Source organism: Pseudomonas sp. Ost2 (genome assembly GCF_018326065.1).
Classification (GTDB): Bacteria; Pseudomonadota; Gammaproteobacteria; order Pseudomonadales; family Pseudomonadaceae; genus Aquipseudomonas; species Aquipseudomonas gingeri.
Genome location: NZ_AP021904.1, coordinates 2280834 through 2304421 on the forward strand (window position 1 = coordinate 2280834; position 23588 = coordinate 2304421).

Annotated in this window: 17 protein-coding genes and 1 pseudogene; 7 read left to right on the forward strand and 11 right to left on the reverse strand. The window is 63.0% G+C overall.

Annotated features, from left to right (window positions below; all coding sequences use genetic code 11):
* Positions 1–206: 206 nt before the first annotated feature.
* The 3 genes from KI243_RS09945 to KI243_RS09955 form a co-directional block, all read right to left on the reverse strand.
* Positions 207–3281 (reverse strand): efflux RND transporter permease subunit, encoded by a 3075-nt coding sequence (locus KI243_RS09945; protein WP_212810752.1) that lies wholly within the window; start codon positions 3279–3281, stop codon positions 207–209.
* 1 nt (position 3282) lies between these two features.
* Positions 3283–4404, reverse strand: coding sequence for an efflux RND transporter periplasmic adaptor subunit (locus KI243_RS09950; RefSeq protein ID WP_103032529.1), 1122 nt, complete (start codon positions 4402–4404; stop codon positions 3283–3285).
* A 158-nt stretch (positions 4405–4562) separates the two neighbouring features.
* Positions 4563–5102: a PaaI family thioesterase gene (locus KI243_RS09955; protein ID WP_042935192.1), complete on the reverse strand. Its 540-nt coding sequence runs from the start codon at positions 5100–5102 to the stop codon at positions 4563–4565.
* A 255-nt stretch (positions 5103–5357) separates the two neighbouring features.
* Between KI243_RS09955 and KI243_RS09960 the strand changes: the two genes are divergently transcribed.
* Together KI243_RS09960 and KI243_RS09965 are read left to right on the forward strand one after the other, a co-directional pair.
* A complete protein-coding gene (locus KI243_RS09960; RefSeq protein ID WP_212810753.1) occupies positions 5358–6224 on the forward strand; it encodes a pirin family protein in 867 nt (288 codons plus the stop codon).
* 84 nt (positions 6225–6308) lie between these two features.
* Positions 6309–7769: a mechanosensitive ion channel domain-containing protein gene (locus KI243_RS09965; RefSeq protein WP_212810754.1), complete on the forward strand. Its 1461-nt coding sequence runs from the start codon at positions 6309–6311 to the stop codon at positions 7767–7769.
* Positions 7770–7865: 96 nt separating this feature from the next.
* Here KI243_RS09965 and KI243_RS09970 read toward each other — a convergent pair whose 3' ends face one another.
* The 4 genes from KI243_RS09970 to KI243_RS09985 all read right to left on the reverse strand — a co-directional run bounded on the left by KI243_RS09970 (position 7866) and on the right by KI243_RS09985 (position 13723).
* A complete protein-coding gene (locus KI243_RS09970; protein ID WP_212810755.1) occupies positions 7866–10298 on the reverse strand; it encodes a TonB-dependent siderophore receptor in 2433 nt (810 codons plus the stop codon).
* A 228-nt stretch (positions 10299–10526) separates the two neighbouring features.
* The gene (locus tag KI243_RS09975; RefSeq protein WP_212810756.1) at positions 10527–11741 is read right to left on the reverse strand and encodes an MFS transporter; all 1215 of its coding nucleotides are present in this window, start codon (positions 11739–11741) and stop codon (positions 10527–10529) included.
* 519 nt (positions 11742–12260) lie between these two features.
* Positions 12261–13226 carry a FecR family protein gene (locus tag KI243_RS09980; protein ID WP_212810757.1) on the reverse strand — a complete coding sequence of 322 codons (966 nt, stop codon included), beginning with the start codon at positions 13224–13226 and terminating at the stop codon, positions 12261–12263.
* On the reverse strand, positions 13226–13723 hold the full coding sequence (locus tag KI243_RS09985; RefSeq protein WP_177129711.1) for a sigma-70 family RNA polymerase sigma factor: 498 nt from the start codon (positions 13721–13723) through the stop codon (positions 13226–13228). Before KI243_RS09985 ends, KI243_RS09980 begins: the two co-directional genes overlap by 1 nt.
* A 209-nt stretch (positions 13724–13932) precedes the next feature.
* Between KI243_RS09985 and KI243_RS09990 the strand changes: the two genes are divergently transcribed.
* Complete coding sequence (locus KI243_RS09990; protein WP_212810758.1) at positions 13933–15144, forward strand: ATP-binding protein; 1212 nt, start codon at positions 13933–13935, stop codon at positions 15142–15144.
* A 5-nt stretch (positions 15145–15149) separates the two neighbouring features.
* Positions 15150–15896 carry a hypothetical protein gene (locus tag KI243_RS09995; protein ID WP_212810759.1) on the forward strand — a complete coding sequence of 249 codons (747 nt, stop codon included), beginning with the start codon at positions 15150–15152 and terminating at the stop codon, positions 15894–15896.
* Between the two features lie 6 nt (positions 15897–15902).
* Here KI243_RS09995 and KI243_RS10000 read toward each other — a convergent pair whose 3' ends face one another.
* Positions 15903–17339 (reverse strand): PLP-dependent aminotransferase family protein, encoded by a 1437-nt coding sequence (locus KI243_RS10000; protein WP_212810760.1) that lies wholly within the window; start codon positions 17337–17339, stop codon positions 15903–15905.
* A 187-nt stretch (positions 17340–17526) separates the two neighbouring features.
* Between KI243_RS10000 and KI243_RS10005 the strand changes: the two genes are divergently transcribed.
* Positions 17527–17967: a carboxymuconolactone decarboxylase family protein gene (locus tag KI243_RS10005; protein ID WP_017125774.1), complete on the forward strand. Its 441-nt coding sequence runs from the start codon at positions 17527–17529 to the stop codon at positions 17965–17967.
* A gap of 114 nt (positions 17968–18081) precedes the next feature.
* Positions 18082–18986, forward strand: a pseudogene (locus tag KI243_RS10010) (hypothetical protein).
* Here KI243_RS10010 and KI243_RS10015 read toward each other — a convergent pair.
* From KI243_RS10015 to KI243_RS10025, 3 genes are read right to left on the reverse strand one after another with little or no spacing between them, the layout of a single operon-like run.
* Positions 18981–19802: a sulfite exporter TauE/SafE family protein gene (locus tag KI243_RS10015; RefSeq protein WP_017125776.1), complete on the reverse strand. Its 822-nt coding sequence runs from the start codon at positions 19800–19802 to the stop codon at positions 18981–18983. The pseudogene KI243_RS10010 and the gene KI243_RS10015 overlap by 6 nt on opposite strands.
* Complete coding sequence (locus KI243_RS10020) at positions 19799–21067, reverse strand: FAD/NAD(P)-binding oxidoreductase (protein ID WP_178990049.1); 1269 nt, start codon at positions 21065–21067, stop codon at positions 19799–19801. Before KI243_RS10020 ends, KI243_RS10015 begins: the two co-directional genes overlap by 4 nt.
* Before the next feature lie 16 nt (positions 21068–21083).
* Positions 21084–21968 (reverse strand): MBL fold metallo-hydrolase, encoded by an 885-nt coding sequence (locus KI243_RS10025; RefSeq protein WP_017125778.1) that lies wholly within the window; start codon positions 21966–21968, stop codon positions 21084–21086.
* A 256-nt stretch (positions 21969–22224) separates the two neighbouring features.
* On the opposite strand from KI243_RS10025, the gene KI243_RS10030 reads away from it, so the two are divergent.
* Entirely contained in the window at positions 22225–23544 is a 1320-nt protein-coding gene (locus KI243_RS10030; protein WP_212810761.1) for a sigma 54-interacting transcriptional regulator, read from the forward strand.
* Positions 23545–23588: the final 44 nt, after the last annotated feature.

A 23588-nucleotide genomic window follows, 5' to 3' on the forward strand; every position in this document is an offset into this window, starting at 1 on the left:
CGACGCGGAGCGTCGATGGAGGCATTCCCACGCGGAGCGTGGGAACGATCATTGGAGTTTAGGCGGGGCCGCAGAGCGCTCGTACGGCAGAGTGTTAGCAGATCGTTCTGCACAGCTATCGATGCGGCCCCGCACCCCCGATCGTTCCCACGCTCGGCGTGGGAACGCATCCCGTGACGCTCCGCGTCACAAACCCACGGGGGGCGTCAGGCGTGGACTTGCTGCGTGGCCTTGCGGGCGACGCGGTCCAGTACCAGGCTGCACAACGCCGGCAGGAACAGCAGCGTCAGCAAGGTGCCCACCAGGACGCCGCCGATCAGCACATAGGCCAGCGACGACCAGAACACCGACAGCGTCAGTGGGATAAACGCCAGTGCCGCCGCCAGCGCGGTCAGTACCACCGGTCGCGCTCGACGTACCGTGGCTTCGATGATCGCCTCGCGGATCGCCATGCCGTGTTCCTGGTTCTGGCGGATCTGGTCGGTGAAGATCAGCGTGTTGCGCATCAGGATCCCGCCGATCCCGATCAGCCCGAGGATCGCATTGAAACCGAACGGCTGGTTGAACAGCAGCAGGGTCGGCACCGCGCCGATCAGGCCCAGGGGCGCGGTGGCGAAGACCATGAACATCACGCCGAACGAACGCACCTGGAACATGATCACCAGCAGGGTCAGCAGGATCATGATCGGGAACAGCGCCGCCAGCGCGACGTTGGCCTTGACGCTTTCTTCCACGGGCCCGGCGATCACCACCCGGTAGCCGCCCGGCAGCTTGGCCAGCAGCGGCTGCAGGTCGGCCCAGACCGCCAGCTCGACATCCGGCGGCTGGCTGCCGTCGACAATGTCGGCACGCACTTCAAAGGTAGTGGCACGGTCGCGGCGCTTGAGGATCGGATCCTCCATCACCGGCTGGAAATGCCCGACCTGGGACAGCGGCACCGACTCCCCGGCGTTGTTGGTCAGGGTCATGTTGTCGAGGTTGCCGAGGTCTTCGCGTTGGTCGCCGCGGGAGCGCGCTACCACCGACACCACCCGCGTGCCTTCGCGTACTTCGGTGATCGGGTTGCCGCTGAGCAGGGCATTGAGCTGGGATTTCACCTGGTCCGGAGTGAAGCCCAGCAGACGCAGACGATCCTGATCCAGGACCAGGCGATAGCCGCTGGTGCGCTCGCCCCAGTCGAGGAAGGCGTCGCGGGTCAGCTTGTTGGCCGCGACCACCTGGCGCACCTGCTCGGCCAGTCCACGGAGCACATCGGCATCCGGCCCGGACACCCGGAAGACCACGGGGAAGGGCACCGGCGGACCGAACAGCAACTGCGTGACCCGTACCCGCGCCGAGGGAAATTCGCCGGCGGCGATCCGTTCACGCATTTTCAGTTTCAGCGCATCGCGAGCATGGGCATCGGCTGTCTGCACGATCAGCTTGGCGAAGGCCGGGTCCGGCAGTTCCGGGTTCAGCGACAGGAAGAAGCGTGGCGCACCGCCACCGACATAGCTGTCCACCAGCAGAGTCTGCGGTTCCTCCAGCAAGGCCTTCTCCACCTGGGCGGTTACCGCCTCGGTGCTCTTGAAGGCGCTGCCCGGCGGCATATAGACCTCGAGGATCAGTTCCGAACGGTCGGAGTTGGGGAAGAACTGCTTCTTCACCACGCCCATGCCCAGGCCGCAGAGGACAAAGGCCGCCACCACCAGCCCGGTGACCAGCCAGCGGTTGGCGATGCAGCGTTCCACCAGGGCGCGGAAACGCCGATACCAGCGACCGTCATAGATCGCCTCGTGGCCACCCGGGACCGGTTTGATGTCCGGCAGCAGCTTGACCCCCAGGTACGGGGTGAAGACCACCGCCACCAGCCAGGAGGCGATCAACGCGAAGCCGACGATCCAGAAGATGTTCCCGGCGTATTCCCCGGCACTGGAGCGGGCGAAACCCACCGGCAGGAAACCGATGATGGTCACCAGGGTGCCGGTGAGCATGGGCGCCGCGGTGGAGCTCCAGGCAAAGGTCGCGGCATGGATGCGGTCGAAGCCTTCCTCGAGTTTCACCACCATCATTTCAATGGCGATGATCGCATCGTCCACCAGCAGGCCGAGGGAAATGATCAGCGCGCCGAGGGTGATGCGGTCGAACTCGCGCCCGGTCATCAGCATGATCACGAAGACGATGGACAGGGTCAGCGGCACGGCGGCGGCCACCACCAGGCCGACCCGGAAACCCAGGGCCAGCAGGCTGATCACCATCACCACGGCGAGGGCGACAAAGAACTTCAGCATGAACTCGTTGACCGCCAGGCGGATGTTCTTCGCCTGGTCCGCGACCTTGTCGAAACGCATGCCCAGCGGCAGGTCCGCCTGGATTCGCGCTTCCTCGGCCTGCAGGGCCTTGTCCAGTTCCAGGCCGTTCCAGTGTTTTTCCATGATCACGCCGAGCATCAGCGACGGGTCGCCCTGATGGCGGATACGATAGCCGGGCGGGTCTTCATAGCCACGGGTCACGGTCGCCACATCGGCGATCCGCAGCACCTTGCCATTGGCCACCAGCGGCACGTTTTCGATCAGCGCCAGGCTGTCGAAGGCCCCGTCGACACGGATATAGGCGCGGGCGCCGGCGGTCTCGACAAAACCCGAGGGGGTGACGCTGTTCTGCGCGGCGAGGGCGGCGAAGATCTGCTCCGGCTTGATGCCCAGGGTCGCCAGGCGCTCATAGGAAAACTCGACGAAGATCCGTTGCGCCTGTTCGCCGAGGATGTTGACCTTCTTCACCCCGGGCAGGTTGAGCAGGCCCTGGCGCAGGTCCTCGGCCATCTGCACCTGCTGGCGATGGGGCAGGTCCTGGGCTTCGAGGGCATACAGGGCGAAATAGACATCGGAATACTCGTCGTTGAAGAACGGCCCGATCACCCCCTTGGGCAGTTTCGAGGCTTCGTCGCCGAGTTTCTTGCGGGTCTGGTAGAACAGGTCCTGGATTTCCCCGGGACGGGTGGAGTCGAGGAAGCTGACCTTCATCGACACAAAACCGGGCTGGGCGATGGTCTCGACCCGGTCGTAGGAGTCCAGTTCCTGCAGGCGCTTTTCCAGGCGGTCGGCCACCTGTTCCTGCATTTCCTGGGCCGTGGCGCCGGGCCAGGCGGCGGTCACGGTCATGATCTTGACGGTGAACAGCGGGTCTTCCGAACGCCCCAGCTTGCCGAAGGCGAAGATGCCCGCGGCGAGGATGGCGAGAATCAGGAACAGCGTGACCGCGCGGTGCTTGACCGCCAGTTGGGACAGATTGAGGCCGCGCATATCAACGATCCTGGGCAGGGGTAGGCGTTCGGTTCAAGGCCAGGGCCTGGGCGGCCGGGACCCGTATCGGGTCGCCGGGATGCAACAGGTGCGCGCCGAGGGCGACGATCAGTTGACCGGCGCTGACGCCGCTGTCGAGCAGCGCGTATTCCTGGCCGAGGCTGGCGACCTTGACCGGGGCGAAGCTGACCCGGTTGTCGCTGCCGATCAGCCACACGCCGGTACCGGTGCCGGGATCATGCAGGGCGCCGATGGGCACGCGGGTCTGTTCCTGGCCGGCGGCGGACAGGCGCACGGTGATGGTCGAGCCGATGGCGAAGCGTTCGGCCTGACCGTCGAGCACATAGCGCGCCCGGAAGGTCCGGGTGCTCGGGTCGGCCGCCGCGGACAACTCGCGCAGGCGGGCACCGACGGCCTGGTCCGGAGCGCCGAAGGGGAAGGCCTGGGCCGGATTGCCGGCCAGTGGACGCTGGTTCTCCGGCAGGTTGATCACCGCTTCGCGGGCACCGTCCTGGGCCAGGCGGGCGACGACCTGGCCTTCGGCGACGACCTGGCCGCGATCGACCCGGACTTCGGTGATCACCCCGTCACCATCGGCCTTGAGCACCGAGTAGGTCCGGCGGTTTTCGATCTGCCGGGCGTCGGAGTCGGCCGAGGCCATTTCCGCTTCGGCGACCCGCAGGTTGGTCGCGGCCTGGTCGAAGATCTGCCGGGAGATCGCCCCGGTGGTCGTCAGGCGCTGGTAACGGTTGGCGTCATCACGGCGCTGGCGCAGCTGGGCCTGGGCGGCGACCACACGGTTTTTCGCGGCCTTGAGGGCCAGGTCGAAGTCCTGGATATCCAGCACCAGCAGGGTATCGCCCTTGTGCACGCGCTGGCCGGGATCGACCTTGCGCTCGATCACCTTGCCACCGACGCGGAAACCCAGGTCGCTTTCGGTGCGGGCGGCGACCACCCCGGTATAGGCATTCTGCTGCTGATTGGCCGGTTCCACCCGGACCGCCAGGACGGCCCGGGGCAGGGCGGCGGTGACGCCGGTATCGGCCTGGCTGTTGCAGCCGCCGAGAAGGACCAGCAGGGCCAGCGGGGTCAGGCGTGCCAGGTGGGTGTTGAAGGGCTTCATGGCTTGATTCTCATGTATTCGATTCTGAAAACAACGCTGCTCTGGTAGGAGCCGGCTTGCCGGCGATCCTATCGACGCGGTGTCCTGTCATTCCGCGTCGCCCGGATCGCCGGCAAGCCGGCTCCTGCAGGGAGGCGTGGTGTCGAGTCAGGCGAGGCTCAGCCCCGGGGTTCGAGGATCATGCAGGTGGTCGTGCCCGTCGCATAAAGCCGGCCGTCGACGTCGTAGATGCGACCTTCGGCCAGGGCGGTGGAGCGCCCGAGGTGGACGACCTTGCCTTCGGCGCGGACCGGTCCGCTGCGGTTGGTCAGTGCCCGTACATAACTGATGCGCAGGTCCAGGGTGGTGTAGCCCTGGCCTTTCTGCAGGCGGGTGTGCACCGAGCAACCCATGCACGAGTCCAGCAAGGTCGCGGCGTACCCGCCATGGACGATGCCCAGCGGGTTGTAGTGGCGGTTGTCGGGCGTGCCCTGGAACACGAACAGCCCCTCGGACCACTCGATGGGCACGAAGTCCAGCAGATCACCGATAGGAGGCGCGGGCAGCTCGCCATTGCCGATGCCATCGAAGAACTGCGCCGGCGTCAGTTCGCTGACCTGGGCCATGGTGAGACTGCCGGGGGCTTGCAGGCGACTGCGCATGGCCTGTTCCTGGGCTATCCATTGAGCCAGCGTGGCATCGCGGGTTGGGTTTTGCATGGGGCACCTCGACCGTGGGTGAAAAGCAGCGAGAGAGAAAAATTACGGGTATAATATTTTTCTATATTATGGTCGAAATATAAATTAATCCAGCCCCCCGCACGCCACTCGTGAGCATTAGCCCCAGGGCGGATGCGCCGGATCGGACCCGGAAGCCAGTCGTTCCATGGGTGGAACGATCAGATCGGTTTTTGCCGACTACCGCCAAAAACATAACGAATCTAAGCTGTACTCCATCACCTGATGGAGGCATCCATGAAAAAGATTCTTGGTATCTACAGCAGCCCGCGCGGCCACTGGGTCGGCGATGGATTCCCGGTGCGCACGCTGTTTTCCTACGACAACCTGGGCCGGCAGATCAGCCCGTTCCTGTTGCTGGATCACGCCGGGCCGGCCGAATTCACCCCGACCGACGAGCGCCGCGGGGTCGGCCAGCACCCCCATCGCGGTTTCGAAACCGTGACCATCGTCTATGACGGCGAAGTCGAGCACCGTGATTCCACCGGTGCCGGCGGCGTGATCGGACCGGGCGATGTGCAGTGGATGACCGCGGCGGCGGGGATCATCCATGAGGAATTCCATTCCGAAGCCTTTGCCCGACGTGGCGGCAAGCTGGAAATGGTCCAGCTCTGGGTCAATCTGCCGGCACGCGACAAATCGGCTCCGGCCGGCTACCAGAACATCCTCGACGGCGATATTCCGCGGATCGCCCTCAAGGACGATGCCGGCAGCCTGCGTCTGATTGCCGGTGAGTTCGACGGGCACAAGGGGCCGGCGCGGACCTTCACGCCCATCGATGTCTGGGAGCTGCGTCTGAACGCCGGCAAGGTGTTGAACCTGGACCTGCAGGCCGGCCACAACACGGCGCTGGTGCTCCTGCACGGTACGGTGCAGGTCAATGGCGAGGCCGTCGCGCGTCCGGGGCAACTGGTGCTGTTCGAGCGGGACGGCACGCAGTTGTCCCTGGAGGCCAACGATGACGCGGTATTGCTGTTGCTCAGCGGCGAACCCATCGACGAGCCGATCGTCGGCCATGGTCCGTTCGTGATGAACAGCGAGGCGGAAATCCACCAGGCGTTCACCGACTTCCACAGCGGGCGCTTCGGAACGATGCACAGCTGACGGCGAGCTGTAAGCTGCAAGTGAAAGCGGGCTATTCTTGGCGCTTGAAGCTTGCAGCTGTCCAGCTGCTCCCGGAGTCGTGCGATGCCAGACCTGTTCACTCAACACCCCCTCTTGTCCGAACACCCCCTGTTATGTGCGTTGCTGCTGCTGGTGGTCGACCTGTTGCTCTGGCGCCTGCTCGGCAGCCGCAGCAGCACCTGGAAGCTGGTGGTGCGCCTGTCGGTGTTTACGTTGTACAGCCTGGTGCTGTTCAACGAGGGCATGAACCCCCTGCAGACCGCGCCCTGGCCCGAAGATATACCTCGGCACCTGTCCGCCACCGGCTTGCAGATCGGCTGGTGGCTGTTCGGCGCGCGAACCCTGACGGTGCTGCTCGGTACGGTGATGATGCAGCGGGTCGGGCATGCCGGGCGGCTGTTGCAGGACGTACTGGGGGCGATCATTTTCCTGATCGCGATTGTCGCGGCGGCAGCCTATGTGCTCGACCTGCCGGTCAAGGGCGTGCTGGCGACCTCCGGGGCCCTGGCGATCATTGTCGGCCTGGCATTGCAGAGCACCCTCAGCGACGTGTTCTCCGGCATCGTGCTCAACACCACCAAGCCCTACCAGGTGGACGACTGGATCGCCATCGACGGCATCGAAGGCAAGGTGGTCGATATCGACTGGCGCGCCACGCGCATGCAGACCTCCCAGGGCAGCATGGCGGTGGTGCCCAACTCCCTGGCGGCGAAGGCCAAGATCATCAACTTCAGCCGGCCCCGCGACATGCATGGCGTGGCCATCAGCCTGCAGGTCAGTCCCCACGCCCGGCCGCACGTGGTGATCGAGGCCCTGGAGCGGGCGATGCTCGGGTGTCGGGCGCTGTTGGCGGCGCCCGCGCCGAGCGTGGCGCTGAAAAGCTCCAGTGCGGCGGGCGTGGAATACGAGATCAGCGGTTTCGTGGTGTCGATGGGGCTCAAGCGCGAGGTGCGCAACCAGCTCTATGACCTGGCGTTCCGGCATCTGCAGGCGTCTGGCGTGAGCCTGCTGTCGACGGGGGAGAGCACGTCGCCGTCGACCATTTCCCGTTCGCGGGCCTTGCTGGAAAGCTCGGTGATTTTCTCGACCCTGCGTTCGGAGGAAAAGGACACCTTCAGCCAGAACATGACCCCGCAACTGTTCCGCGCCGGCAGCATGATCCTGCCGCGGGGCGAGGTCAGCGATCATCTGTTCATCATCGAGTCGGGGGTGGTCTCGGTTACCTTGCTGCGCGGCGACAAGCCGATCGAAGCCGGGCGGATGGGACCGGGGGAGGTGATCGGCGAGGCCGGGATCCTCTCCGAAGAAGGCGTGCCGGCGGACTTCACGGCCAAGACCGATTGCATGCTGTACCGCATCGAGAAGGAATACCTCAAGCCCTGCCTGGATGCCCGCCACGACATCAGCGAGGCAATGAAGAGCCTGCTCGATCACCGTCTGCACGCGGCGCAGAACCTGACCCGCGAAGTGCCCAAGGTGGTGCCGAAGAGTGGCTTCATGCAGTGGTTGCGCAGCCGGGTCTGACCTGAGTGATCGACTCGGGTTGGCGTGTCACATTGAGTGTTCCACGCCGCACCCGCAGGAGCCGGGCTTGCCCGCGAAGAACGATAACGCGGGCTATCAGAAGTCCACGGTCGCCGAGACTTTCAGGGTGCGCGGCGTACCCTGGGTCAGGTAGCCGCCGTTGGCCGAGGCCCAGTAGGCGGTATTGGCGACGTTCTCCAGGTTGGCGCGCAAGGTGATTGCCTTTTCATCCAGCTTGAAACGGTAGCGCGAGCCCAGGTCGAAGCGGTTCCAGGTCGGCAGGCTGAGGGTGTTGCCGGCGTTTACATACTGCCCGCCGGTCCGCAGCATCCGGGCGCTCAACACCGCTCCTTCGATCCCCGGTATATCCCAGTCGGCGCCCAGGTTGAGCTGGAAGCTCGGCACCCCGACCGCGCGGTTGCCGTCATTGCTGCCGTTGAGGGTGCCATCCAGCTCGGTCTTCATCACCGTCGCCCCACCCAGCAGGCGCAGGCCATCCAGCGGCTCGCCGTAGAGGTTGAGTTCGACGCCCTTGTTGATCTGCTCGCCATCGACCCGGAACACGTTGTCGGAGCCGGTGTAGCTCGACGGCTGCTCGATCCGGTAGACCCCCAGGCTCGCCCCGTAGGTGTCCATGTCCAGGCGCACCCCGGCCTCGACCTGCTTGCTGCGCACCGGGGCGAAGGTGGCGTCGCGGTTGACCGCCGAGGTCGGCGGCGTCGGGCCCTTGGCCAGGCCTTCGATGCGGTTGGCGTAGAACGTCACATGCTCCCAGGGCTTGATCACCAGCCCGTAGACCGGTGTGGTGACGGACTCTTCGTAACTGGCGTTGCGCGCGCCGGTGACGGTATTCCAGCCATCGACCACGATGGACTGGCGCCGCACGCCGAGGGTCAGCAGCACGCGGTCGTCGAGAAAGCCCAGGGTATCGGCCACCGCCGTACTTTTTATCTGGTTCTTGCCGACGATCCGCGGGTCGTGGATATCGCTGCCGAACGAGGTGGCGACCGGCCGCGGGCGCGGGACCACATCGTAGAGATTGTTGAAGTAGCGCGCGCTGGTGGCGATGGTTTCGTAGGCCGAGCGCTGTTCGCCCCACATGCCGGCCAGTCCGAAGTTCAGTTGATGGCTGACCGGTCCTGTCTGCAGATGGCCGTTGAGCCCGGCCATCAGGCTCTTGTTTTCCTCGTCGTGGGGCGAATAGAGCATGCCGCCGCGACCGTTGCCGGCCAGGTCGGTCAGGGTCAGCGAAGAGTACACGCCGTTTTCCCGGGTGTACTTGGCGCCTCCGGCGACGTAGCCGGTCCAGTTGTCGCTGAAGTCATACTCGGCGCGGGCCATGCCGAAGGTGTCCTCCAGTTGCGAGTAGCTCCAGTCCTGGGCGTAGTTGTCCCTGGCCGAGGGGGCATGGGGCACCTTGCTCAGGCCGGCGCCGAGGTAGACCACCGGCCGGCCCTGGTTGATCACCTGCTTCTGGTAACCGAAGTCCGCCGACAACCGCAGGCGCTCGCCGCGATAATCCAGGCCGAGGGTGGCGAGGGTCGAACGCTGGTCTTCGTCGTCGATACCGGTATCGCCTTCGCGTTGCAGCAGGTTGACCCGTGCGCCGAAGCGATTGTCCTCGCCGAAACGCTGGCCCAGGTCGATATGCCCACCGGTACGGCCGGAGCCGCCGGCATCGAGGGTCACGCTGCGGGTCGGAGTGTCCTCGGCGCGCTTGGGCTGCAGGTTGACGCCGCCGCCGATCCCACTGCCGCTGGGGGTGACGCCGTTGACAAAGGCGTTCGGGCCCTTGAACAGCTCGACCCGCTCCAGGGCCTCGGTGGCGATGATCTGCCGCGGCAGCACGCCATACAAACCGTTATAGGAAATATCGTCGCCGTTCAGCGGCAGACCGCGAATCATGAACACCTGGGAGAAGTTGCCGAACCCTGCGGACTGGCGCACCGAGGCGTCGTTGAGCAGCACATCGCCGACGGTCTGGGCCTGCTGATCGCGGATGGTTTGGGCGGTAAAACTGGTGACGCTGAACGGCACATCCTTGACCGACTGGGTGCCGAGCATACCCAGGCGGGCGCTGCGGGCCACCTGGCCGCCGGCGTAGACCTCGGCATCCTGGGCGGACTGACCGTTGATGTTGGTCGCACCCAGCTCCAGGGCGCCGTTGGCCTCGACGTGGGGCGCGAGGGTGTAGCCGCTGCCGCCGCTGCTGACCAGGTCGAAGCCGCTGCCCTGCAGCAGTTGCTGGAAACCTTGCTGGACGCTGTAGTTGCCGTCGAGACCGGGGCTCTGGCGGTTGCCGAGCAACGCCGGGTCGAAGGACAGGGGCACGCCGGCGGCAACGGCGAACTGCGCCAGCACCTGATGCAGCGGGCCGGCACCGATGGTGTAGCGGTGCGGGGTGTTTTCGGCGGCGACTTCGGCGGCGCTGGCAGGCGGCAGCGTCACGCCGAGGCTCAGGCCGACGGCCAGGGTCAGGGACTTGAGTGGCAGGCGGGGAGTGAGGGGGGAGGAAGGCCTGGAAGTCATCGAACAATCCTGTCGGACGCGTGGAAACGCAAGGGGTTATCCACACACCGGACGAGAGCGGAAAAGGTATCAGCTAATAGCAATTATTTTTTGAGGCCCTCTACCACGATAGTTCCAGCTGTTGCGTTTTCCAGATAGACCGGCAATGCACCAATGCCCCGATGAACACAGACTTGTGATTGTTGCGATCCTTCGTGGCTGAGCTCGTCACCCAAGGTGATTGAGATGCTATGCACGATTCTTATCATCAAGGCTGCCTTTCATATTCCAGCGTAACGGTGCGGCAAACAGCATGAGCGTCATCCAGATGAAAGTAGCCGGCCCCGCCAGCATGTAGACCAGGCTGGCGACCAGCCCCGAAGCGGCATCACCGATAACGGCTGTAAAGTAGTACAGCGAGAAGTTCTTGCCGACTTCATGATCTTTTGACAGACACTGGATATTGGTGACGATGGCAATATCGACAAAGGCGCCAACGAACCCGACAAAGAACAGAATCAGCAGAAATAACCAGCTATTGAATTCGAGCGCCACGGCGGCCGTGGCGAAGAGTGCGCCATACACGACCCAGTAGCGCAGCACCAGGCGTGCGGTGGTGTGTTTGTTGAACCAGGTGTAGAGCACTCCGCCCAGCACCGTGCCCGCGGCCAACAGGGAGAACACATAGCCAACCGCTGCTTCGGAAGCGAAGTGTTCAAGTACCGAGGCTGGAAGAATGAAGCGGATCACCGAAGTCGCGAATAAGGCACAAAGTGTTGTACAGCAGATCACTGCGAACAGTGGCGCGTTATCGATCCTGAGTTTGCCCACGCACCGGGCCGCATCACGTATCAGGATCAGGCCATCAAAAGCGACTTTTGGGCTTCTCTTTCCGGGTTCCAGCAGGGTGATGCTGACGGCGGACAACAAAAGACTGAAGCCGAAGAACAGAAATGTCGTATTACTGGACAGCAGCAGGGCCAGTATCGAGAAAACCAGAGGGCCGAGAATCGAGGAAATATCCTCGATTACTTGCACGCCGCTGTTGACTGAGGAAAGCTGATCCTTCTCGACGATATCAGGAAAGTAGGCACGGAACGTCGGCACATACAAGCAATCTAGCGCGGTCATCAGCATCGCCAATCCGATGACTGCACCTAGTGTCGGGGTGGACAGGGTAAACAAGGCAAAGAAGGCCAGCGCCAGAAGACTTTTCGCCAACTCCACTCTCACCAGAGTGTGCTTTTTCTCGCAGTTATCCGCCAGCCAGCCTCCGATGGGGGAGCATACTACGCTCGGTAAATAGCGGAAGAAATAAACCACACCGATAAACAACAGATCCGCCTCGGCCATCGAGACGACGGCAACAGCGAAGGCCGTCTCGAATGCGAACTCGCCGCACTTGGAGAAAAAATAGCCCACTGAGAGCGTGCGCGTACCTCGATTCAGGCTCAACGCTCGCATGTCGATTGCTCTTTCTTAACTCGCTGCATAGATCAACGCATTACCACCTGCAGACGCCCTTGGTGGTTACGTCAGTGATGTCGGTTTTGAAAAGTTTGATTGCAGATTTCATGAGTTTTCTCTCTTTGTTGTTGTGCGTTGGGTTGTGGCCCTGATCTACTTAGGGTTAGTGAAAGTTAGGTGTGCTTTGTGTATAAAACAAACTGGAGTTTGTAAGTTTGTTTTTCTGTTTTTGTGGGAGAGCTTGGGTGTGGCTGATTTTTTGTGGTTTATGATTTGTTTTTTATGAGGCGGGTGCGCTGTTTGATTAGGGCTTGATCTTAATTTTTTTGTTTTATAAAGGTTAATGTAAGAGTTTTCTTTTGTTGTTGAGTTACATTTCTTTTTGTTTGTGTGATTTTTCTTGGGTTTTTAATAGGCTCTATCTGGAAAAGCTGACTGTGCATTGTCTTTGCCCAGGGGGCAGGTTTTGAAAAAGACATCTTCAAATCAGCGGGGGCCGCAAAGAACTCCTGAAGCTCACACCCGGCTCTCGACCGACACCCAGTACCGGGTCAACCGGCTGACCTTCAGCGGCAACGTGTTCTGCAACAGTTGCAGGCTCGAGTCGGTGTCCTTCAGGGAGAACGCCCCCGACACCCGCATCTCGGCGACATCCGCCTGATAACGCAAAACCCCCGGGCGATAACGCCCCAGTTCATCCAGCACCTGCGCCAGGCGCAGGTTGCGCGCCAGCAACATGCCGCGATCCCAGGTCAGGCTCGTCGTATCGAAGCTCTCCGGCGGCTCGACCCGACTATGGCGCATGCCCGCGCGTTGCCCGACCTGCAGTGTCGAACCCGGTCCGCCAGCCTGGGCCTTGAGTTCCACGGCGCCTTCGAGCACCGCGACTTCGCTGCGATGGCCATCGATCCGCACATTGAAGCGAGTCCCCAAAGCCCGCGCGGTGCCTTGCGGCGTCTCGACGATAAATGGCCGGTAAGCCGGGGCGGGGTCCCTGGCGGTGCTGATCAGGATCTCGCCGGTCAGCAGGATCAGCCGGCGCTCATGGCCGCTGAAGGCGATATCCAGCGAACTGTCGGTGTTGAGCACGACCTGGGTGCCGTCTGTCAGCGTCAGGGTTTTCTGCTCGCCGACGGCGGTGCGCTGGTCGGCGCTCCATTGTTCCCACGAGGCATGCTGCCAGGCCACGCCGATTGGCCCGGCCAGGAGCAACAGGCCAAGACGGGTGAGTGCCTGGCGCCGGCCCAGGCCGTGCTGGCGCTCGGCCTGCTTGAGGGTCTGCAGGGCGATCCCCGCCGGTACGCTGCGGAAGTCGCCGAGGATCGCCTGCGCCCGTTGCCAGGCCTGGGCGTGTTCGGCGCTGCGCTGGCGCCACTGCTCGATGGCCTGGCGATCCGCCGCGGTGGCGGTGCCGGAATGCAATTGCACCAGCCAGTCGGCGGCTTCGCCGAGGATATGCGGGTTGATGGCCTGTGTGGACATCAGGCGGCGCTCAGGCAGGCGATAAACGCCTCGCGCATGTAGCGCTTGACGCTGACCAGCGAGACCCCGAGGCGCTCGGCGATCTGGGCATAGGTCAGTCCCTCGATCTGCGACAGCAGGAACGCCTCGCGGGTCTTGCGCGGCATCTCTCGCAGCAGTGCCTCGATGCGCCACAGGGTTTCAAGGATCAGCAGGCGGGTTTCCGGCGACGGTACTTCCTGCGGCGGCAGATGGGCGATGGTGTCCAGATAGGCCCGCTCGACGTCCTGGCGACGCCAGCGGTCGATCAGCAGGCCCTTGGCGATATGCGTCAGCAGCGCCCGTGGCTCGCTGCCCAGGGACCGCGCGGCGGGGCGGGTCAACAGACGCAGGAAAGTATCGTGGGCCAGGTCCGCGGCATCGAAGGAGTTGCCCAGCTTGCGGTTGAGCCAGCCCTGCAACCAGCCATGATGCTCGCTGTAGAGCGTATGAATATAGGGGTGATGGGCTGACGACATGGGACCGACTGCTCGCTACGCGGCATCCTGCCTGAATGTAATTAAGAATTGATCGCATTCTAGCGGTGCGCATCGCGAGCTGGCAATTGTCCCGTGGTACCGGTGATCGGGGGGAAAGGTTTCTCGAGGAGGGACTCGTGCCTTGAGTGGTGAGCGGGGCTACCCTATATTGATCGCCTTTGGCCGCGATTTCAGCTCAAGGAATAGTCATGACGGGTAAGCGCGATATCGATAGTGAACGATTCGGAAATAAACAACCGAATGCAGAAGGTATACGCCTTTACGAGTTCAAGATCGATAATTTCAAGTCGTTGGTAGGATTTGAAATGCAGCTAGCGAATTTTACTTGTTTGATCGGTCTGAACGGCGCCGGAAAATCAACTATCTTGCAGGCGTTGGATTTTCTATCCCAACAAATCAAAGGTGATTTTTCAGGGTGGTTGAAGAAGCGTGAATGGAAACCGATCGATCTTAAGTCGAAGCTAAGCAAGAACAGTAATATAAAGTTTGAAGCTGTTTTCGAAATAGACGGGCAGCGAGCGTTATGGACAGGAAGTTTTAATCGGACCTTTTTGCGCTGCACCGAAGAATGTTGGACAGTCGGTGATACTGTTATTCTGGTCGATGATGGTCGCTTGAGCTCTCATGAGAAAAGGGACGGAATATCGAATGGTATTAGCGCCACGATAAATTTCGAATATCAGGGTTCGGTGCTTTCGGCCTTGAAAGAGTCTAGCTTGCCAGCGGTGATTCTGAAACTGAAGAAGTTCGTTTCAAGCATTACCTCTCTGGATGCTCTGTCTCCCCAATATTTGCGAAAACAAGCACGCGGTAGTGATGGTGATCTGGGTTTTGCCGGCGAGAAACTTTCCGCCTTTGTGCATCAGTTGACGGCGAGCCAATTGGATAGCTTGTTTTTTATGTTGAAGAAAAACTATCCGGCACTTCAGTCTATCGAACTAAAATCTCTAAATTCTGGTTGGAAATCATTGGGTATACAGGAGTCGTATAGTACGGGGGCATTCAGTACTCAAGCGAGGCATATGAATGACGGTATGCTCCGGCTGATGGCAATCCTGGCGGAAACCTTGTCCAGTCACGGGTTCATGCTTTTTGATGAAGTGGAAAACGGTATCAATCCGGAGCTGATCGAGTTTTTGTTGGACTATTTGGTCAGTATTGATCGCCAGATCATGGTCACGACCCACAGTCCGATGATTCTCAACTACCTGGAAGATGCTGTCGCGCGCGAGGGGGTTCAACTTATCTACAAGACCAATGATGGAAAAACACGAACGATTCCGTTCTTTTCCATTCCCTCCATTGCGGAAAAACTTACCGTCATGGGGCCGGGAGAGGTATTTGTCGACACAGACCTTGTACGCCTTCCTCAGGAAATCGGCCGCTTGAGCGCGAGGTGACATGGATGTTGCTTCTGGTTAGCGGAGAGGGGCCATCCGATATCGGTCATCTATCCTATGGTGAGGAAGGGGTTGAGTTTTCCCCCGGCCCAATATGCTGGATTCTGGATTTGCTGATAGAGAGTCTGATCAACTATTCATTGATCGACTACCAGTTTGTGCAATTCGTTCATAAGACCAAACTATTGACGGTGGAACCGAAGCACCATGGACGTCAGTTCTGTGCACCTGGAAAGCGTAAACCCAGGGAGACGGGCTATTACTATGAAAACGCCCGGCGCCTTGCACTCATGGCAATGACAGTGGCCCGAGAGACGAACGATGTGGTGGTGCCTGTATTGTTTCGAGATGCTGACGGCACACAGTCTTCTGGTCGTGGGGAGTGGATGGCCAAGTGGCAATCCATGATCGCCGGTTTTGAAGCAGGTGGTTCCTTGCAGGGGGTTCCCATGCTGCCAAAGCCCAAGTCCGAGGCATGGTTGCTTTGCGCGTTTCGGGAGCCGATCTATCAACATTGCGCAGCGCTTGAGCAGGCATCGGGTAATGATGATTCGCCAGATTCGCTCAAGGGGCAGCTTGAGCGCGTGCGTAACGGCTTGTCGACCGCGACTGACATCAGCGATGCGATACGTGCTGGAGAAGTGGATCCCCATCGTATCGATATGCATAGCTTCAATGCATTCAAGGCACGTCTGATCGAGGTCATGCAGCAGATCATGGCACCTGATCTCGTCGAGCCAGCGCGCGTCTAGCTGTTTTCAGCCCTCAGGATGCAGTTGGCGAAGCACCTCGCGCACCCGGTCCAGCGACGGCTGGATATCCAGGGTTTCGATGGAGCCGTAGCCCATCAGCAGGCCCGTGCGTGGGGTGGCGGTGTGGTAGAAGGGCGCCAGCGGGTACAGGCCGACCTCGACCTTTTTCGCCAGGTCGATCAGCAGCGGGATATTCAGTTCGCCCTTGTCGAGGATCGCCAGGTGGAAGCCGGCGGTGGAATGGATGCGCTGGAACCAGGGCGACAGGTCGCCGTCCAACCGTTCGATGAGATGTTCGCGGCGGCTGGCGTAGGCCTGGTGGCAGCGGCGGATATGCTTGAGCAGGTAGCCGTCGACCATGAACTTGGCCAGGGCCCACTGGGTCAGGGTCGCGGTGTGCCAGTCGGTCAACTGCTTGGCCGAGATCAGCGCCTTGAGCAGGCCGGGCGGGGCCACCAGGTAGCCCAGGCGCAGCTCCGGCAGCAGGGTCTTGGAGAAGGTCCCGACATAGGCCACCAGGCCATGCTGGTCGAGGCTCTGCAGGCAGTCGGTGGGCCGTCCTTCGTAGCGGAATTCGCAGTCGTAGTCGTCCTCGATGATGATCGCTCCCAGCTCCCGTGCGCGCTCCAGCAAGGCCAGGCGGCGTTCCAGGCTCATGGGCATGCCGAGGGGGAACTGGTGCGCCGGGGTCACGTAGATCAGCCGCGTGCCCTCGGGAATCAGCTCGACCCGGATGCCCTGGTCATCCACCGGGATGCCGACCACCCTGGCGCCCTGGGCGGCGAACAGCAGCCGCGCCGGCGGATAGCCGGGGTCCTCGACGGCGACGGTGCAGCCGGGCTCGACCAGCACCCGGGCCACCAGGTCGAGGGCCTGCTGGGCGCCGTTGGTCACCAGCAGGTCATCGCTGTTGCAGCGCACGCCACGGGAAAACCCGATATGCCGGGCAATCGCCTCGCGCAGCATCGGGATGCCTTCCGGCTGGCTGTACAGGCCGCGCACCTGGGCGGTCTGGCGCAGGGCGAACAGCACGCTGCGGCGCCATTCGTCATGGGGAAACTGGTTCTTGCTGGTGGCCCCGCCGAGGTAGTCGTAGCGTAGGGTACCGATGGGGTGATGCATCGGCATCGACGCCTCGCGCCATTGCTGGATCACCGCCGCGCCGGCCAGTTCCTCGCCCTGGGCCTTGGCGCGGGCCTGGGGGATATGCGAGTTGACGAATGTCCCGGCACCGACCCGGCCGACCAGCAGGTTGTCATAGGTCAACTGGGCATAGGCATCGGCCACGGTCTTGCGCGAAACCCCCAGTTGTTCGGCGAGCAGGCGGGTGGGTGGCAACTGCGTGCCGGCGACCAACTGGCCCTGGGTGATGGCCGTGCGCAGTTGTTCGGTGATCTGCCTGGCCAGGTCGCGACGACCCTCGAGGTTGATATGCAATTCCATGGGAAGGCTCGTTGAGAGGAGAAAAGCCGTGCGCGGTGGGGCGCAGTTTAGCCTGCCGTGGCCGGGCTGGCATCCGCTGTCCGGGCCCGGACGATTGGCTTCCCGATCTTTGCCGGAATTGGCTATTTGGCCTGGCGTCCGGTGGGCTTAACGTAGCGTCATCCCCAACGTTATCAGGAGCGACACCATGCAACCTCGTATCGATTTCTACACCGCTTCCCCGGATGCCATGAAAGCCATGCTGGCCCTGGAAAACGCGGTCAACAAGCTGCCGCTGGAAAAGTCCCTGCTGGAACTGGTGAAGATGCGCACCTCGCAGATCAACGGCTGTGCCTTCTGTCTCGACATGCACAGCGCCGACGCCCGCAAGGCCGGGGAAACCGAACGGCGCCTGTACACGCTCTCGGCCTGGCGCGAAACGCCGTTCTTCAGCGCTCGCGAACGCGCGGCGATGGCCTGGACCGAAGCCCTGACCCGGATCTCCGAGACTCACGCTTCGGACGAAGACTATGCGCTGCTCAGTGCCGAGTTCAGCCCGACGGAAATGGTCGACCTGACCCTGGCCATCAACACCATCAACAGCTGGAATCGCCTGGCCATCGGTTTCCGCAAGATGCCGGTGGAGTGATCGCGGTCACGTCTGGCTGAGCGCCTGTTTTTCCGCGCCACTGAGGCTGTTCCCGGCGGACGCGGGCTTTTACAGTGTGGAACTGTGAGCCAGCATCCTGGGGAGCGAGAGCGGATGTACAGCCTGTTGCAGCCACCGGCGTTGCCGGAAGCCTTTCACACGCGGATCTACGCCGGGGAGATCTTTGCCCTGGCGTTGCCGGCCATGCAGGAACTGGTCGACGTAGCCCGCGGGTTGCTGGAAGAAACCCTGTATCCCCATGACCCGACGCTTGTTCACCGGCATCTGGACCATGCACGGCAGGCGGAATGTTTTACTCGCCTGCAGGCGCAGTTCCATCAGCATGATGGCGTACGGCGCTGCTGGCGGCAGGTGCTCGACAGTCTCGGGCTGGCGGCTTCCGGGATTACCTGTGACCGCCTGCACCTGCGCTTCCAGCCACCGTCCGAGCCCGGTCGAACGGCCCCCGGGACCGCGCGACGGCGACCATTGCCTTTCACCGCGATACCTGGGGCTCGAACCTCTACGCCCAGACCAACTGGTGGGCCCCGATCTATCCCATCAGCGCCGGGCGTACCTTCGCGATCTATCCGCAGCTCTGGCAGCGGACGCTGGCCAACAGCAGCGCCGACTTCGATCTGCAGCAGGTTCTCCAACGCTCACACCGTGACGGGCGCAATACGGTGGATGCCGATCAGGCCATCGCGCACCTGCTGGAGTCCATCGAAGGCGAAATTGCCATACCGGTGGTGATCGACCCCGGCACACTGCTGGCATTCTCCGGGGCTCATGCCCATGCCGGAGTGCCCAACCACACGGGGTTGACGCGGATCTCCTTCGAAACCCGCACGCTGTGGATCGACGATGTCCTCGCCGGTCGCGGTGCGCCGAATGTCGATGGTCGGGCACCCTGGCAGTCGCCGGGTTTTTTCCGCCGACTCAGCGACGGCCGGCGCCTGCATGAACTGCTCGGCTGCGCCTATCTGGAGCCCTATCGAGCCGCTGCTCCGGGCTTATGACAGGCCAATGGCACCGGCGGCGAGCATCAGGGCCGCGAGTACCCCGACCAGCGCAAACAGCTGCTGCAGCCTCGGGCCGGCGAGTCGTCCGGCGACCTGGCGACCGAGCACCAGCCCCAGTACCGCACCGGCGGCGAACGGCGCACCGATCGACCAGTGCATCACTCCGGACAGCGTCGCCGTGACCACGCTGCCGACGGACACCAGGGCAATCACCGCCAGGGACGTGGCGACGATGCTTTTGCTGTCCAGGTTGGTATAGCGGGTCAGGGCGGGGATGATCACGAAGCCGCCGCCGACCCCGAGCAGTCCCGACAACAACCCCGACAGCATGCCGGTCACGGTCAGCGCCCGGGCACAGGGCAGGGTCCAGCGCAGCCGACCCTGCAACGGGTTGAGCACACAGGGCAGGAAATCGGCCCGTGGCGCCGGCTGGCCATGCAGCAACTCGTGGCGGGCCTTGTTGAAGATCCGTGCGCAGGCATAGACCATCACCACGGCAAAGCCCAGTGCCAGCGGTTCGTTGGGCAGCCGGTGGGCCAGCCACAAACCCAGCGGCGTGAGCAGGATGCCGATCCCGGCGATAAAACCGGCGGCCCGGTAGCGGACGATGCCCTGGCGCAGGCCGAGCAGGGCGCCGACCGCGGCCGCCAGGCCCACCGCCAGCAGGCCGATCGGTGCCGCCTGGACCATCGACAGGCCGAGACCGAACACCAGCAGCGGCACCGCCAGGATGCCGCCACCGGCTCCGGTCAGGGCGAGGATCGCGCCGATCAGCGTGCCGAGTCCGGCGCCCAGCAGCATATGTTCATTCATACCGGCTGCTTGTCCGCTTTCAGCGTCGGTCGGGCCAGCCATTCGTGGCCCTTGAGCATGCCGCGCCAGTACAGCGGCGGCAGCAGGCGTTCCTTCAGCCACCAGGCCAGGCGGGTCGGTTTGCGTCCGTCGAGCAGCCATGGGGCGAACGTCGGCGCCAGCTTGCCGCCGTAGGTGAATTCGGCCAGGACGATTTTCCCGCGCTCCACCGTCAACGGGCAGGAACCATAGCCGTCGTAGACCGCCTGGCGCGGCAGGCGTCCGAGGGCCACCAGCACATTGTTGGCCACCACCGGCGCCTGCTTGCGCGCGGCGGCGGCGGTCTTGGCGTTGCTGGTGTTGGTTACGTCGCCGAGGCCGTGGATATTGGCGAACTGGCGATGCTGCAAGGTGCCGGGATCGACATCGACCCAGCCGGCGGCATCGGCCAGCGGGCTGGCGCGAATGAAGTCCGGGGCGACCTGTGGCGGCACCACGTGCAGCATGTCGAAAGGCCGGACCAGGGTTTCGCGGCTGCCGTCGGCCAGGGTGCGGGCGAAGGTCGCCTGTTTCGCCGGACCGTCGACCGCTACGAGGCTATGGCCGAACTGCAGGTCCACCGCGTACTTGTTGATGTACTCCATCAGCGCCGGGACGTAGTCGGCGACACCGAACAGGACGGCGCCTGCGTTGAAGAAACGGGCCTGGATCTGCCCCAGGCGTCCGTTGCGCAGCCAGTGGTCGCAGGACAGGTACAGGGCTTTTTGCGGGGCACCGGCGCACTTGATCGGCATCGGCGGCTGACTGAACAGCGCCTGGCCGTGTTGCAGCTCCTGCACCAGTTTCCAGGTGTAGGGCGCCAGGTCGTAGCGGTAGTTGGAGGTCACGCCGTTGCGGCCCAGGGTCGCTTCCAGGCCGTCGATGGCGGCCCAGTCAAGTTTCAGGCCGGGGCAGACAATCAACTGCTGATAGCCGATGCGGCGCCGGTCGGCCAGCACCAGCGTATCGGACTGCGGTTCGAAGGTGCTGACCGCGGCCTTGATCCAGTGCACGCCCCTGGGGATCAGCGAGGCCAGCGGCCGGGCGGTGGATTCGGGGCTGAACACCCCGGCGCCGACCAGGGTCCAGCCGGGCTGGTAGTAATGGCTGTCGGCCGGGTCGATGATCGCGATATCCAGGCCGGGCGCGCGGGCCAGCAGGCTGGATGCGGCAGCGATGCCGGCGGCGCCGGCACCGACGATCACGACCTGGTGCCGGATCGGGGCTTGTTCGGGTGTCGAATTCATGGAGGCGGGTCCTGGTTCAGAGGGCATTGAGCGGGATCTTCAGGTAGCGCATGCCGTTTTCTTCCGGCTCGGGCAGGTGGCCGCTGCGCATGTTGACCTGCACCGAGGGCAGCATCAGCACCGGCATCTCGAGGGTGGCGTCACGGGCTTCGCGCATGCTGACGAAGGTGTCTTCATCGATGCCTTCGTGCACATGGATATTGCGTGCACGCTGTTCGGCGACGGTGGTCATGTACTGCAACTCGCGACCGCCCGGCAGGTAGTCGTGACACATGAACAGCCGGGTCTGCGGCGGCAACGCCAGCAGGCTGCGGATCGAGCGGTACAGGGTGCGCGCATCGGCGCCGGGGAAGTCGCAGCGGGCGGTGCCGTAGTCGGGCATGAACAGGGTGTCGCCGACAAAGGCCACGGTTTCGTCCTTGTCGCGGATCAGGTAGCTCATGCACGCCGGGGTATGACCCGGGGTGTGCAGGGCCAGGGCCTTGAGGTTGCCGATGGTGAATTCGCTGCTGTCGCCCAGCAGGACGTCGAACTGGCTGCCGTCGCGCTTGAAGTCAGTGCCTTCGTTGAACAGTTCGCCAAACACCTGCTGGACCAGGGTGATGCGGCTGCCGATCGCCACCTTGGCGCCCAGCTGTTCCTTGAGGTAGGCGGCTGCCGACAAGTGATCGGCATGTACATGGGTTTCCAGGATCCATTCGACCCGGGCATCCAGTTCGCGAATCCGCGCGATCATCCGGTCCGCCGACTCCGTGCGGGTGCGCCCGGACTTGGGGTCGTAGTCGAGCACGCTGTCGATCAGCGCGCAGTGGCGGGTCTCGCGGTCCATCACCAGGTAACTGATGGTCCAGGTATTGGGATCGAAAAAGGCTTCTACGGTGAGCTTGTCGCCGATGATCATTGCGTACTCCAGGCAAAGAGGGGGCCCACCTGTCCAGCCGGGTGCCTTCCCTTGTCTGTCAGTGAGTTCAATAAGCATGCCAAGCACGGGTTGCGATTTTTTTACCTGTTCATTGACTTTTGTCAGCGCAATTGCCGAAGTTATCTGGGTGAGATAAATAATTGGCAGAAAATGGCAGTCATTGTGGCAGTCAATGGCAGAGGATGGCAGAAGCGCTCCGGCTGTATTAAGCTCCGGCCTTCGCCCGGGAGTCGCCATGAACATCCTTGCCACCGATCTTTCCCACCCGGACATGCAGGCACTGGTGTCCTACCTCGAACACGATGTGCAGCCGACCATCGTCCTCGACACCGAGTACAACATTGTCGCGGCCAACACCGCCTACCAGCGCCAGTTCGGCGTGCAGGGGCGGCCTCATGTCGGCGCCAAGTGTTATCGGGTGTCCCATCAGTTCGCGGTGCCCTGTGACCAGGCCGGCGAACACTGCCCGATGCGTAAGGCCTTTGATACGCGCCTGCCGGAACGGGTGCTGCATATCCATCACACGCCACGCGGGCCGGAGCATGTCGATGTGGAGTTGCGCCCGCTGCTGGACCGCCAGGGCGAGGTGGTCGGTTATGTCGAGCGCCTGAACAGTGTCGCGGTGGCCTCGGCGCAGCCCCAGCACCAGGGGCTGGTGGGGCGTTCGGTGGCGTTCAAGGAAGCCTTGACCGCACTGCAGCGGGCCGCGCCGTCGCCGATCCCGGTATTGCTCCAGGGCGAATCGGGCACCGGCAAGGAGCTTTTCGCCAGGGCCCTGCATGAAGGCAGCCCGCGGGCCGGCGGGCCATTGGTGGTGGTCGACTGCACCGGGCTGACCGAGACGCTGTTGGAGAGCGAACTGTTCGGCTACGAGAAGGGCGCCTTTACCGGTGCCTTGCAGCGCAAGATCGGCCTTGCCGAGGCGGCCCATGGCGGCACGCTGTTCCTCGACGAGATCGGCGAAGTGCCGCTGGCGATGCAGGTCAAGCTGCTGCGCCTGATCGAGTCCGGCAGCTTCCGTCCGGTGGGCAGCCTGCGCACCGTGCATTCGGACTTCCGCCTGGTCTGCGCGACCCACAAGCCGCTCAAGGACATGGTCGCGGCGGGCAGTTTCCGCCAGGACCTCTTCTACCGCATCAGCGCCTTCCCGATCCGCCTGCCGGCATTGCGCGAGCGTGGCGACGACCTGCCGCTGCTGATCGACAGCCTGTTGCAGCGCCTGGCACCGGGCGCCGTGCCACGCGTTGATTCGCAGGCGCTGCGGGCGCTGACGTTATACGCCTGGCCGGGCAATATCCGTGAGCTGCGCAATGTGCTGGAGCGGGCGCGGCTGTTTACCGACGATGGGGTGATTCGCGTGCAGGACCTGCCGGCGGAATTGCGTGGCGATATTCCTGCCGCCGCACCTTTGCGTCGTCGAGGGCGTCATGATCTGGAGCAGTTGGCCCATGCGCTGGCGGTGTTCGAGGGGTCGCGCAGTGAGCTGGCCAAGGAGCTGGGGATGAGCGAGCGGACCTTGTATCGGCGCTTGCGGGGATTGGGAGTGGCGCCCTGACGTTGCTGTTCTGAGCACCGACCATTGTCTCGGTGGTCGGGCAA

Excerpts from the sequence above, each read along its gene's own strand:
- KI243_RS10015 (WP_017125776.1), bottom strand. The coding sequence starts at position 19,802 with ATGAATGAACATATGCTGCTGGGCGCCGGACTCGGCACGCTGATCGGC.
- KI243_RS10020 (WP_178990049.1), bottom strand. The coding sequence starts at position 21,067 with ATGAATTCGACACCCGAACAAGCCCCGATCCGGCACCAGGTCGTGATC.
- KI243_RS10005 (WP_017125774.1), top strand. The coding sequence starts at position 17,527 with ATGCAACCTCGTATCGATTTCTACACCGCTTCCCCGGATGCCATGAAA.
- KI243_RS10000 (WP_212810760.1), bottom strand. The coding sequence starts at position 17,339 with ATGGAATTGCATATCAACCTCGAGGGTCGTCGCGACCTGGCCAGGCAG.
- KI243_RS09980 (WP_212810757.1), bottom strand. The coding sequence starts at position 13,226 with ATGTCCACACAGGCCATCAACCCGCATATCCTCGGCGAAGCCGCCGAC.
- KI243_RS09945 (WP_212810752.1), bottom strand. The coding sequence starts at position 3,281 with ATGCGCGGCCTCAATCTGTCCCAACTGGCGGTCAAGCACCGCGCGGTC.
- KI243_RS09990 (WP_212810758.1), top strand. The coding sequence starts at position 13,933 with ATGACGGGTAAGCGCGATATCGATAGTGAACGATTCGGAAATAAACAA.
- KI243_RS10030 (WP_212810761.1), top strand. The coding sequence starts at position 22,225 with ATGAACATCCTTGCCACCGATCTTTCCCACCCGGACATGCAGGCACTG.
- KI243_RS09955 (WP_042935192.1), bottom strand. The coding sequence starts at position 5,102 with ATGCAAAACCCAACCCGCGATGCCACGCTGGCTCAATGGATAGCCCAG.
- KI243_RS09965 (WP_212810754.1), top strand. The coding sequence starts at position 6,309 with ATGCCAGACCTGTTCACTCAACACCCCCTCTTGTCCGAACACCCCCTG.
- KI243_RS09985 (WP_177129711.1), bottom strand. The coding sequence starts at position 13,723 with ATGTCGTCAGCCCATCACCCCTATATTCATACGCTCTACAGCGAGCAT.
- KI243_RS10025 (WP_017125778.1), bottom strand. The coding sequence starts at position 21,968 with ATGATCATCGGCGACAAGCTCACCGTAGAAGCCTTTTTCGATCCCAAT.
- KI243_RS09975 (WP_212810756.1), bottom strand. The coding sequence starts at position 11,741 with ATGCGAGCGTTGAGCCTGAATCGAGGTACGCGCACGCTCTCAGTGGGC.
- KI243_RS09995 (WP_212810759.1), top strand. The coding sequence starts at position 15,150 with ATGTTGCTTCTGGTTAGCGGAGAGGGGCCATCCGATATCGGTCATCTA.
- KI243_RS09960 (WP_212810753.1), top strand. The coding sequence starts at position 5,358 with ATGAAAAAGATTCTTGGTATCTACAGCAGCCCGCGCGGCCACTGGGTC.
- KI243_RS09950 (WP_103032529.1), bottom strand. The coding sequence starts at position 4,404 with ATGAAGCCCTTCAACACCCACCTGGCACGCCTGACCCCGCTGGCCCTG.
- KI243_RS09970 (WP_212810755.1), bottom strand. The coding sequence starts at position 10,298 with ATGACTTCCAGGCCTTCCTCCCCCCTCACTCCCCGCCTGCCACTCAAG.